This window comes from Micromonospora noduli (assembly GCF_003264365.1).
GTDB lineage: Bacteria > Actinomycetota > Actinomycetes > Mycobacteriales > Micromonosporaceae > Micromonospora > Micromonospora noduli.
In genome coordinates this window covers 25,487-36,468 of the sequence record NZ_PYAK01000059.1, presented here as the reverse complement: position 1 = coordinate 36,468, position 10,982 = coordinate 25,487, and the positions used below count along the sequence as shown (strand labels likewise).

The following is a 10,982-nucleotide window of genomic DNA, read 5'->3' as shown; positions in this document are numbered from 1 at the left end:
CCGGGTCGCCGGTCGCGCGGACCCGGGGGCGCCACTGGCCGCCGCGCCGTCGGACCCGGACCCGGGCGCGCCGGACGCCCGGCACCGCGCTGGCGGCGTCAGCGAGCCGCCGTTCCACACAGCGCCGGTGCAGGTACCAGCCGTCTCCCTCGTCGGCGCGCAGGCGGACCGGTGTCCAGCGGCTCAGCTGGGCGACGAGGATGGCCAGGCCCAGCAGGAGAGCCCCGCCGGCCACGGCCCGGACGGTCGGGTCGCGCCACCGGGTGCCGCTCAGCGCGTCGAGCCAGCCGCTGGTGTCGAGCGGTGTCGGTCGGCGCACTGTGAGCAGCAACGCCTGGACGGCCACCGCGGCGCCACCGAGAAGCAGCGCGGTGGCCAGCAACAACGAGGCGACCCGGTTGGCGGTGCGCATCTCAGCCGTCCTCCGGTGTGGCGGTGCCGACGCCGGAGGAGTCGACGCCGGGGACGAGCAGGTCGTCGACGGTGACGGTCACCACCGCCACGCTGAGCCCGGTCTGGGCGGCCACCCGGTCGGTGACCACCGCCCGGACCGTCTCGGCGATCGTCGGCACGCTGTGCCCGTACCAGGTGATCAGGTGCAGGTCGAGTCCGACGGACCGGTCATCCAGGCGGACAGCCGCCGGGCGGACGACGGACACGCCCGGCACGAGGCTGGCCGCCTGCACCGCGATCCGCGCGACGTCCGAGGTGTCGCCCGGGCGGCGCTCCGGACCGGTCGTCCCGGCGGCCAGTCCGGTGCCGGGGTTCGTCCCCGCGGACGGGCGGGTGGTCATCGGCGCCGCCGAGCGTCGGCACGGCGGTCGCCGAGACCGGTCACCGCGAGGTCGCCGTCGAGCACCCGGACGACCAGCCAGCCGAGCAGACCGGCGAGCACGGCGAGGGCGGCCACGCCGACGCCGGCGAGCGCCCAGACCGCCACGGCGAGGAACCCGGCGAGGAAGCCGAACTGCTGTCGCGACATGGTCACCTCCGGGCCGGTCCGGTACCGGCGGTCGCTGGATACACCCGACGACCATTCCTGGAACGTCGGCGCTGCTGTGATCCGCGTCACATGAGAAGTCGGTGGTCCATGATCGACCACCTAGACTCGGCCCGGCTCGACCGACCGGCGGATGGATCAGGCAGATGACGAGCATCGGGAGCGACGACCGCGGGTGGCTGCGGGCGATGCCCGCCGAGGCGGGGCGTGACGCGCTGCTCGGCCGCGCCGGCCATTGGGTCCTGGCGGCACGCCGGCTCACTGACCTGGTCCAGGGCCGCCCACCCGGTGTCACTGGCAGCCAGTGGACCTCGGCGAGCCGGGCCAGCTTCGACTTCGTTGTCCACGCCGCCGACACCGGCCGTCCGGTCGTCGCCGTGCAGATCGGCCCGGTGCCGTCTCCCGGCTCTGCGGAGCAACGCGTGGAGCGACTCACGGACGCGGTGAGCGCGGCCGCCGGCCTGCCCGTTCTGCGGATCGGTTCGCCCACGTTGAGCGCCACCGAGCATGGCCGCCGCCTGGTCGAGTACGTGATCGACGCGCGCGCCTACGCCGCGGGCGGGGCCACCGCCGCCGGGACCGAACCGGCGCCGGTTGGCTTCCGGGACATCCTGGGCCGGCTGCCGGACGGGCGTACCGGGCCGGTCAACGACCTCGGCGCGCTGACCCGCGCTGCGGCGGTCGAGGCGTACGTGGCCGGGCAGGTGGCCGACCCGATCGTGCGAGGGCTGCACGTCCGCTGGGTGGACGGGCCGGCACAGGGGTGGAGCTGGGTGCAGGTACGCCCCGACGCGTGCCTCATCGAGCAGGTCTCGGTGACCGAACACCGATTCTCCTGCGGTATCGACGCGGCCCGGCTGGCCGAGGATCTCGCCGCCGTCGCCGTGGGGGAACGACTGCGGGAGAACACCGTCGCCGACCTGCTCCCGCGCGCCGAGTGGACCGCGCAGATCGCCGCACTGAGCCAGCGCCGCCATGAACTGGTCGGCGGGTTCGGCTTCGACCACCTCTGCGCAGACTGACCAGCGCCCGTTTCACCTGCTGATCCCAGCTCCGCACCGGCTCCGTGTCCGGCCGCGGCAATTTCCTGTGCGTCTGTTGAACCTTCCCGGCCGCCGCCCCGTACTCCTGCGCGAATGAACAGGATCTCCCCATCCGCGTCCACCGGGCGCGGGAGACGGTGCGGAAAGGGCATCGTCGGCCATCGACGCATTACCGGGTAGGTCACGGTGGGTCCCACCGCGGCGTGCCACCTCACATCCGTCGGTCCGCCGAGGGCAGAAATCCACTACCGGATCGAGAAGGAGAGCAATTCGATGCGCAGGTCCACTCGGGCGCGCCGGCCTTCCGGCAACGCGCGGAGCAAGCGTCTGCTGGCAGTTGTCGGCACGCTCGCGGTCTTCGGCGGAGTTGTCGCCGTGACTCAGATTTCGTCGGCCCAGGACCGGCGGACAAATAAGCCACGTCCGGCTGCCGGGCAGTGCGTGGAGCCGAGCCCGGGCGCTACCGCGCCGACCGGCGGCGGCTCGACCAGCCGGACCTGGCAGAACGGTCGGTGGGTACGTAATCACTGGGGTGACGGACAGCAGTCGGTCCCCGAGTGCGAGGACGGCAAGGACGGCACGGTGGGCACCGGTACGGCCATCGCCTGTCCGGATGTGGCGGCCAAACTGCCGCAGGTGCCGAACCGGGCGCGAGCCGAGGTGGACCGCAACCTCGCCCAGTTGCAGACCCAGATCGCCGAGGCGGACCGCCGGCTCGCCGCCGAGGGCAACAAGGGTGAGGCGTTCATCCGCAGCGCGATCCTCCAGCCGTTGGCCGGCAAGCGCCGCGCCGTGCTGGACCGGATCACGACCGCCATCGACCGGGTCGGTCCCCGGCCGCAGGGCCTCGCGCAGCTCGCCGAGTGCCAGGTGCAGCCCACCGGCGGCACGGGCGGCAACAACGGCGGCGGCACCACCCCCACCACCACCCCGGGTGGCGGCAACAACGGCGGTGGCAACAACGGTGGCGGCAACAACGGTGGCGGCAACAACGGCGGTGGCACCGCGCCCGGCGCCGGGCTCGGCGTGCTCGCCAACGACTGCGACGAGAGCCGCCTCCAGCCGCACGACGGTTTCCAGAACGGCAACCGCTGCGTGAGCACCGAGTTCGGTGAGGTCGGCGCGGCGGCCAACAACCCGTCGCTGCTGATCACCCAGTTCCCCGAGCAGGTCGGCCAGAACCAGCCCTTCACCCTGCGGGTCAGCACCCGCAACCTGGTCCGGGACCGCTTCCTGGCCGCCGGTCAGGGTGGCTACTACGTGGAGAGCTCGCTCCTCAACGACCAGGGCCTGGTCCGCGGTCACTTCCACACCGCCTGCCGGATGCTGGACAGCCTGACCGCTCCGCCGGAGCCGCAGGAGGTGCCCGCGTTCTTCGTCGCGACCGAGGACGGCCGCGGTGGTGCCCAGCCCGACGAGGTGACGATCCAGATTCCGGGCCTGCCGGAGTCCGGTACCGCCCAGTGCTCCGTCTGGGCCGGTGACGGCTCGCACCGCCTGCCGATGATGGAGCGGGCCAACCAGACCCCCGCCTTCGACTCGGTGCGCATCGACGTCAACTGAGCTGACGTACCAACGGCGGCCGGCCACCCGGGGCGACAACCCGGGGTGGCCGGCCGCCGCTTCGTTTCCGGTGCCCGGACAAACGACGGGGCCCCGCCGTTTCCGGCGGGGCCCCGTCGAGTCGCGTCAGCGGCTCTTGTACGCCTCAACGACCTCAACCGGGATCCGGCCCCGCTCGGAAATCTTGTAGCCGTTCTTGACGGCCCATTCCCGGATGGCCCGGTTCTGCTCCCGATCCATTCCCGCGCCGGCCGGTCGCCCCGGTCGCCGGACTGAACGGGTGCTCTCCACCGGGCCGCGCCCGATCCGCCGACCCGCATTGATGTACGGATCGAGCGCCTTGCGCAGGACGCCGGCATTCTCGTCGGAGACATCGATCGTGTAGGCCACGCCGTCGAGACTGAACTCAACCGTCCGGTCGGCCTTCCCACCGTCGAGGTCGTCGGTCAGGACCGTGATTACTTTTCTCGCCATTGCCGATTACTCCCTGTGTGCGGCGGGATGTGTCCAAAGTCTGACCTATCACCCCGGTAATCCGCAACAATATGCCTTCCATTCATTCGGCGCGTCGCGATTCCGTTGCAGAGCAAAACCGTGAATCGGTTCGGTGCCGAGGCTTCATTCCCCGAGGATGCCGCTGTGGCCGGCGACGGCAGCCGCCTCGGCCCGGTTCGAGACCCGCAACTTGCGCAGCAACGCGGCGGTCATCCGTTTCACCGTCCGTTCGGAGACGTGCAGTTCTTCGGCGATGTCGACGGTGCTGCGGCCGGCGGCGATCGCCCGCAGCAGCCGCCGTTCCTCGCCGTCCAGGTCGACGGGCGCGGAGCGCGTGGGCCGCAGCATGGCGCGCAGCAGTTCGGCCGGCAGCACTGCCCAGCCGTCGAGGATGGCCAGCAGCGGGGGCAGCAGCTCCTCCGGTTCGCTGGTCTTGGGCAGGAACCCTTCGGCGCCGGCCCGCAGCGCCTCCACCGCTGGCCCGGGCTCGGCGGAACCGGACATCGCGACCACCCGTACCCGTGGGGTGGTCCGCCGGATCGCGGCCACCGCCCGGATGCCGCCGGGCGGCGGCATGTGCAGGTCGACCAGGGCCAGGTCGGGGCAGTAGCTGCTGACCAGGGCCGCCGCCGCGGCGGCGTCGCCGGTCGAGGCGACCACCTCGGCGCGGCCGTTGGTGGTGATCGGGAGCAGTAACTCCAGGCCGCGGACGAAAAGGGGGTGATCGTCCACGACGACGAGTCGCAAGGTGGAGGCTCCCGGCATGTCTGCGCCGTTCCCCAGCGGGTACCGATCATGCGGGTTCGCACCGAACGAGAGGAGTCGGGTGGATGCGCGTACGGCATGGTTTGCGGGACCTGCTGCGAGGGTTGCGCCCCATTGAGCCGACACCCGGCGAGAGACGACCGACGGCGGCCGATTCGGAGTTGCTGCTGCGGGTGCTGTGCCACGAGTTCCGGACACCGATCAGCACACTGACCTCACTGACCCGCGCGCTGGCCGATGAGCGTCGGGAGCTGACCGGGGACGACCGGCGGGCACTCAGTGAGCTGGCCCGCGACCAGGCCGCCCACCTGCAGAGTCTGCTGCGCGACGCGACCGCCGGCACCGGCGTGCTGACGCCGACTCCGCAGCCGGAGCCGGCCGTCGCGCTGGCGGGCATCCTGCGGGAGGCTGCCGCGTTGGTGCCGGCGGGCCGTCGGCGGGCGCGGGCCACCCGGCGGGCAGCCTCCTGTCCGGTGCCGGCCGGACGAACCCGACAGGTACTGGTCAACCTGGTGCAGAACGCGTTGCTTCACGGGCCGCCGGACGGCCAGGTCGGGCTCTACGCCACTCTGCGCGGCTCCAGCCTGAGCATCCTGGTCACCGACGAGGGCCGGGTCGACGATGCGCTGCTGGTCGCGCTGCGGCGTCCGGCGCCGGCCGTCGGGATGTCCGGTCTGGGCCTGTGGATCGCGCGACAGCTCGTCGCGACGGACGGGGGAGCGTTGCGGGCGCACCGGCTACGGCCCCGTGGAGTGGCGCTGGAGGTGCTGCTGCCGATGGTTCGCCCGGTGCGCTGACCCGGGCGGGACACCGGTTGGCCCGCTCGGGTCAGCGCGGCGGGAACGGCCTCGCTACCTATTTCCGGTACCGAGGAGGTTGGATGTTCAGCCACGTCAAGGATCTGCAGTTCGAAGCCAAGCCGGACGGCCCGGATGCGGCGTTCGCCCGCCGGTTGCAGGAGGTGTTGGGCGGCAAGTGGGGCGAGATGACGGTCGCCAACCAGTATCTCTTCCAGGGTTGGAACTGCCGACTGCCCGGCAAGTACAAGGACCTGCTGCTCGACGTCGGCACGGAGGAGATGGGCCACGTCGAGATGATCGTCACGATGATCACCCGGCTGTTGGACAACGCGCCGCTGTCGCTGACTGAGGGGATCGCGGAGGACCCGGGAGGCGCCGCGACGTACGCCGGTGAGAATCCGGCGCACTTCATTCACGGCGGTGGCGGCGCCCTTCCCGCCGACTCCAACGGGGTGCCCTGGAACGGCGCGTTCATCACCGCCAGCGGCAACCTGTTGGCCGATTTCCAGCTCAACGTCACCGCCGAGGCGCAGGGTCGGCTCCAGGTCGCCCGGTTGTTCCACATGACCGACGACCCGGGCGTCAAGCAGATGCTGCGCTTCCTGCTGGCCCGCGACACGATGCACCAGAACATGTGGCTGGCGGCGATCGAGCAGCTCAAGGAGGACGGGCTGGAGGAGATGCCGGTGCCGGAGGCCTTCCCGGACTCGGGCGAGCTCACTGAGGAGTACGGCTACACCTACCTGGGTTTCTCCTCGGGCACCGACGCCGCCCAGGGGCGCTGGGCGTCCGGGCCCTCGCCGGACGGCAAGGGCGAGTTCCGGTACGACGACAACCCGAGGGCGAACGCGCCGGAACCGGTGCTGCCCCCGGGTGACCCCCGTCTCTACGGCACCAACCCGGGGGTGGCCGGCTCGGTGAAGAACACGGTGAAGAGCAAGCTCACCTGAGGTATCTCTTCGGGTCGTCCGCCGGTCCCGGGCGACCCGACGGACCGGGTGGAAGAGTGGTCTGGGTCACAGGCCGGAACAAGGGGAACGCTTTGTTACTTGAGTGAGACACGCTCAACTCAACGCGATAGCAGGTGTTCGATGGCAACTCTTCCGGTACTTCCCCTGACCGACGCCGTGCTGCTGCCCGGCATGGTCATCCCGGTGACCCTCGACCCCACCACCCAGGCCGCGATCGACGCGGCGCGTGCGACCGGCGACCGCAAGCTGCTGGCCGTGCCGCGCATCGACGGCGAGTACGGCCCGGTGGGCGTGGTCGCCACCATCGAGAAGGTCGGCCGGCTGCCCGAGGGTGAGCCCGCCGCCGTCATCCGTGGCCTGTCCCGGGCCCGGATCGGCTCCGGCGTGCCCGGCCCCGGTGCCGCCCTCTGGGTCGAGGCGACCGAGCTCGACGAACCCGCCTACGCCGGTCGGGCCCGGGAACTCGCCCGCGAGTACCGCGCCCTGGTGACCTCCGTGCTCCAGCAGCGGGGCGCCTGGCAGGTCATCGACGCGGTGGAGCGGATGACCGACCTCTCCGAGCTGGCCGACTCGGCCGGCTACGCGCCCTGGCTGACGCTGGAGCAGAAGACCGAGCTGCTCGCCGCGCCGGACGTCACCGCCCGGCTGGAGCTGCTGGTCGGCTGGGTGAAGGACTACCTGGCCGAGCAGGAGGTCACCGAGCAGATCAACAGTGACGTCCGCGAGGGGCTGGAGAAGTCCCAGCGCGAGTTCCTGCTGCGCCAGCAGCTCGCCGCGATCCGCAAGGAGCTGGGCGAGGACGAGCCGGACGGCTCCGCCGACTACCGGTCCCGCGTCGAGTCCGCCGAGCTGCCGGAGAAGGTACGCGAGGCGGCCATGCGCGAGGTCGGCAAGCTGGAGCGGGCCAGCGACGCCTCCCCGGAGGCGGGCTGGATCCGTACCTGGCTGGACACCGTGCTCGAGATGCCGTGGGGCACGCGTACCGAGGACAACACCGACCTGGCCGCGGCCCGGGCGGTGCTCGACGCCGACCACGCCGGCCTGTCCGACGTGAAGGACCGCATCCTGGAGTACCTGGCGGTGCGCAACCGGCGTGCCGAGCGCAACCTCGGTGTGGTCGGCGGTCGCGGCTCCGGCGCGGTGCTCGCCCTCGCTGGTCCTCCCGGGGTGGGTAAGACCAGCCTCGGCGAGTCCGTGGCGCGGGCGCTCGGGCGCAACTTCGTCCGGGTCTCGCTCGGCGGTGTCCGCGACGAGGCGGAGATCCGCGGGCACCGACGCACCTACGTGGGGGCGTTGCCCGGTCGGATCGTCCGCGCGCTGCGCGAGGCCGGTTCGATGAACCCGGTCGTGCTCCTCGACGAGGTGGACAAGCTGGCCGCCGGCTACGCCGGTGACCCGGCCGCCGCCCTGCTGGAGGTGCTCGACCCGGCCCAGAACCACACCTTCCGGGATCACTACCTGGAGGTCGACCTCGACCTGTCCGACGTGCTCTTCCTGGCCACCGCCAACGTGGTGGAGTCCATCCCCGGCCCGCTGCTGGACCGGATGGAGCTGGTCACCCTGGACGGGTACACCGAGGACGAGAAGGTCGCCATCGCCCGCGACCACCTGCTGCCCCGGCAGCGGGAGCGGGCCGGGCTGACCGTCGACGAGGTCAGCGTCGCCGATGAGGCTCTCGCGCTGATCGCGGGGGAGTACACCCGGGAGGCCGGCGTCCGGCAGCTCGAGCGGGCCCTGGCCAAGATCCTGCGCAAGGTGGCGGTGACGCTGGCGACGGACCCGACGCCGGCACGCGTGGGCGCCGACAACCTCACCGGTTACCTGGGTCGGCCGAAGTTCACCCCGGAATCGGCCGAGCGTACCGCCGTGCCGGGCGTGGCCACTGGTCTGGCCGTGACGGGCGCCGGTGGGGACGTGCTCTTCATCGAGGCGACCAGCATGGAGGGCGAGCCGGGGCTGACCCTGACCGGCCAGCTCGGTGACGTGATGAAGGAGTCGGCGCAGATCGCGCTCTCCTACCTGCGATCCAACGGGCGGCGGTTCGGCATCGACCCGAACGCTCTCGCCGGACGTCGGATCCACGTCCACTTCCCGGCGGGCGCGGTGCCCAAGGACGGTCCGAGCGCCGGCATCACCATGGTCACGGCCCTGGCGTCGCTGGTCACCGGTCGCCCGGTCCGCCCCGAGTTCGGGATGACCGGTGAGGTGACGCTCTCCGGTCGGGTGCTGCCGATCGGTGGGGTGAAGCAGAAGCTGCTCGCCGCGCACCGGGCCGGCCTCACCGAGGTGATCATCCCGGCGCGCAACGAGCCCGACCTGGACGACCTGCCGACCGAGGTGCGCGAGGCGCTGACCGTGCACACCCTGGCCGACGTGGCCGACGTGCTCGCCCTGGCGCTGCGCCCGGCCGACGTGAAGACGCTGGACGGTCCGGCGCTCTTCGCGGTCTGACGCTCCGACCATCCGGGCCCCCGCCGTCTTCCGACGGCGGGGGCCCTTTCGGTACGCGGGGAACGGTCTACTGTCTCGTCTGCACCGTCAACCACCTCTCCGCCGCGAGGCGGCCCCCTGGAGGAACCCCCGTGAACGTGGTGCTCTGGATCATTCAGATCCTGCTCGCCGCCGTCTTCGCCGGCGTCGGACTGGCCAAGCTGAGCCAGCCCAAGGAGAAGTTGCGCGACGTGATGCGGTGGGTGGACCCGGTGCCGCCGTCGCAGGTCAAGTCGCTCGGCGCGGTCGAGTTGCTGGCCGCCGCCGGGCTCGTGCTGCCTGCCGCCACCGGCATCGCCACAGTGCTCACCCCGCTCGCCGCCGTCGGACTGGTCATCGTCATGATCGGCGGCATCCTGGTGCACCTGCGTGCCCGCGAGCAGCAGACCACCCGGGACGGGCGTCGCACCGAGATCCAGGGTGCTGTCGCCTGCGCTGTGCTGCTCGTCCTCGCCGCCGTGGTGGCCTGGGGCCGTTTCGGCCCGTACGCCCTCTGATCCGCGTCGGCCAGCACGCGACAATGCACAGTAGAGTCTGCCCGCCGCTCGAGGTGGCACTCAACGGGGGAGAGGTATGGAACCGATCGTGAGCGCACCTGGTGCGGTACCACCGGCGGTGCCACAACGGTCAGATCCAACGGGCCGACGGTTGGGACGGCGGGTGCTCTTCGCCGGTGGCGCGGGCGCCGCGGTGGCGACGACGGTGGCCACCCTTGCCGGTGCGGAACAGGCGGGATCGCCGCCCGTCACGACCGTGCGGGAGGCCCCGCTCAGCCTCCGGGACCCGCGGGTCGGCTGCCGGCTCGACGGCAGTGACGAGTCGGACAAGGTCACCGCCGCGCTGAACCTGCTGCCGGCCGGTGGCGGCGAGATCTTCCACCCGGTGGGCGCACTCGGTCTCGGAGCGGAGGTCCGCTTCCCGTCGAGTGTGACCTGGACCGGCGAGAACATCGGCGCGGCGATCATCCAGCCGGCCCCGGGCTACACCGGTCGTCTGGTCTCGAGCGGTAAGTACAACCAAATCTCCAACGTGCACTTCTACGGTATGCGGACCTCCAACGTGCTGTTGACCATCCGTGGCCCCCGGTCGACCTTCCACCACCTGCACTTCGGCAACTCGGGCAGCCACGCCATCGAGTTTCTCGGCAAGGACGCGGACACCAGCGCCCACGCCAACAAGATCACCGATATCAACATCGAGGACTGCCTCGGCGTCGGCATCCTCGTCAACAAGGTCGCGTACGACAACGAGTTCCTCAACGTCTGGGTCGGTGAGTGCCAGACCGGGATACGGCTGCTGGACAGCGCCTGCTTCTTCGACAACCTGCATGTCTGGGGATGCCGGGGCAACGGCGTGGAGCTGCGCGAACCCGCCCATCGGAACATCTTTCAGAACGTCTACCTGGAGTCGAACGGCACGAGTGGCACCGGCAGCGGCGCCGACCTGCGGCAGGTCTGGGGGACCCAGTTCATCGGCGGCCGGCTGTGGCGCAACGCCACCAACGGCATCGAGGTCTCCTCAGTCGGACGTACCCGGATCATGGGGCTCGACATCCACGACAACGGCGCGAACGGGATCCTCGGCCGTGACGCCGACATGTGCCAGGTGATCGGCAACCAGTTCTACGACGACGCGACGCCCCGCCGCCAGGACCGACCGATCATGACCATCGGCACCAGCAACAACTGGATCGTCACCAACAACGTGATGCGGGCGTACGACCACCGGTCCGGTGGCGCGTCGCTGGTCGGGGCCGACAACGTGGTCAACGGAAACATCGGCTAGCACCGCGGGGCGGCGGGTGCTCGCGTTTCCCGCCGCCTCGCCGGGCAGTGGCGCGTCGGCGACCGTCGTA

The 10,982-nt window shown here is 71.3% G+C and carries 12 protein-coding genes; 7 read left to right on the top strand and 5 right to left on the bottom strand.

Annotated elements, in window-relative coordinates:
- The 3 genes from GUI43_RS28360 to GUI43_RS28350 all read right to left on the bottom strand — a co-directional run.
- Positions 1–412 (bottom strand): hypothetical protein (locus GUI43_RS28360; RefSeq protein ID WP_211326770.1); only part of this gene is annotated, 412 nt, incomplete at its 3' end.
- Position 413: 1 nt separating this feature from the next.
- On the bottom strand, positions 414–794 hold the full coding sequence (locus GUI43_RS28355) for an Asp23/Gls24 family envelope stress response protein (RefSeq protein ID WP_112602062.1): 381 nt from the start codon (positions 792–794) through the stop codon (positions 414–416).
- Positions 791–982, bottom strand: coding sequence for a hypothetical protein (locus GUI43_RS28350; protein ID WP_146754562.1), 192 nt, complete (start codon positions 980–982; stop codon positions 791–793). The genes GUI43_RS28355 and GUI43_RS28350 overlap by 4 nt, the downstream gene beginning before the upstream one ends.
- Positions 983–1,146: 164 nt before the next feature.
- Here GUI43_RS28350 and GUI43_RS28345 point away from each other — a divergent pair, with 164 nt between their 5' ends.
- Together GUI43_RS28345 and GUI43_RS34345 are read left to right on the top strand one after the other, a co-directional pair.
- A complete protein-coding gene (locus GUI43_RS28345) occupies positions 1,147–2,022 on the top strand; it encodes a PDDEXK family nuclease (RefSeq protein ID WP_112700168.1) in 876 nt (291 codons plus the stop codon).
- Between the two features lie 294 nt (positions 2,023–2,316).
- Positions 2,317–3,606, top strand: coding sequence for a hypothetical protein (locus GUI43_RS34345; protein ID WP_112587169.1), 1,290 nt, complete (start codon positions 2,317–2,319; stop codon positions 3,604–3,606).
- A gap of 126 nt (positions 3,607–3,732) precedes the next feature.
- Here GUI43_RS34345 and GUI43_RS28335 read toward each other — a convergent pair whose 3' ends face one another.
- Both GUI43_RS28335 and GUI43_RS28330 read right to left on the bottom strand, forming a co-directional pair.
- Positions 3,733–4,080, bottom strand: a complete 348-nt coding sequence (locus tag GUI43_RS28335) for a histone-like nucleoid-structuring protein Lsr2 (RefSeq protein ID WP_091397759.1) — start codon at positions 4,078–4,080, stop codon at positions 3,733–3,735.
- Positions 4,081–4,224: 144 nt separating this feature from the next.
- Complete coding sequence (locus tag GUI43_RS28330) at positions 4,225–4,848, bottom strand: response regulator (RefSeq protein ID WP_249037871.1); 624 nt, start codon at positions 4,846–4,848, stop codon at positions 4,225–4,227.
- 83 nt (positions 4,849–4,931) lie between these two features.
- On the opposite strand from GUI43_RS28330, the gene GUI43_RS28325 reads away from it, so the two are divergent.
- The 5 genes from GUI43_RS28325 to GUI43_RS28305 all read left to right on the top strand — a co-directional run bounded on the left by GUI43_RS28325 (position 4,932) and on the right by GUI43_RS28305 (position 10,912).
- Positions 4,932–5,663 (top strand): sensor histidine kinase, encoded by a 732-nt coding sequence (locus GUI43_RS28325; RefSeq protein WP_146763176.1) that lies wholly within the window; start codon positions 4,932–4,934, stop codon positions 5,661–5,663.
- An 83-nt stretch (positions 5,664–5,746) separates the two neighbouring features.
- Positions 5,747–6,616 carry a manganese catalase gene (locus tag GUI43_RS28320; RefSeq protein WP_091397769.1) on the top strand — a complete coding sequence of 290 codons (870 nt, stop codon included), beginning with the start codon at positions 5,747–5,749 and terminating at the stop codon, positions 6,614–6,616.
- Between the two features lie 141 nt (positions 6,617–6,757).
- Positions 6,758–9,088 carry an endopeptidase La gene (gene lon, locus GUI43_RS28315; RefSeq protein WP_112587161.1) on the top strand — a complete coding sequence of 777 codons (2,331 nt, stop codon included), beginning with the start codon at positions 6,758–6,760 and terminating at the stop codon, positions 9,086–9,088.
- 131 nt (positions 9,089–9,219) lie between these two features.
- Positions 9,220–9,624, top strand: a complete 405-nt coding sequence (locus GUI43_RS28310) for a DoxX family protein (RefSeq protein ID WP_112587159.1) — start codon at positions 9,220–9,222, stop codon at positions 9,622–9,624.
- A gap of 163 nt (positions 9,625–9,787) precedes the next feature.
- Positions 9,788–10,912 carry a right-handed parallel beta-helix repeat-containing protein gene (locus GUI43_RS28305; RefSeq protein WP_170158794.1) on the top strand — a complete coding sequence of 375 codons (1,125 nt, stop codon included), beginning with the start codon at positions 9,788–9,790 and terminating at the stop codon, positions 10,910–10,912.
- Positions 10,913–10,982 lie beyond the last annotated feature (70 nt).

Excerpts from the sequence above, each read along its gene's own strand:
- GUI43_RS28335 (WP_091397759.1), bottom strand. The coding sequence starts at position 4,080 with ATGGCGAGAAAAGTAATCACGGTCCTGACCGACGACCTCGACGGTGGG.
- GUI43_RS28325 (WP_146763176.1), top strand. The coding sequence starts at position 4,932 with ATGCGCGTACGGCATGGTTTGCGGGACCTGCTGCGAGGGTTGCGCCCC.
- GUI43_RS28355 (WP_112602062.1), bottom strand. The coding sequence starts at position 794 with ATGACCACCCGCCCGTCCGCGGGGACGAACCCCGGCACCGGACTGGCC.
- GUI43_RS28345 (WP_112700168.1), top strand. The coding sequence starts at position 1,147 with ATGACGAGCATCGGGAGCGACGACCGCGGGTGGCTGCGGGCGATGCCC.
- lon (WP_112587161.1), top strand. The coding sequence starts at position 6,758 with ATGGCAACTCTTCCGGTACTTCCCCTGACCGACGCCGTGCTGCTGCCC.
- GUI43_RS34345 (WP_112587169.1), top strand. The coding sequence starts at position 2,317 with ATGCGCAGGTCCACTCGGGCGCGCCGGCCTTCCGGCAACGCGCGGAGC.
- GUI43_RS28320 (WP_091397769.1), top strand. The coding sequence starts at position 5,747 with ATGTTCAGCCACGTCAAGGATCTGCAGTTCGAAGCCAAGCCGGACGGC.
- GUI43_RS28350 (WP_146754562.1), bottom strand. The coding sequence starts at position 982 with ATGTCGCGACAGCAGTTCGGCTTCCTCGCCGGGTTCCTCGCCGTGGCG.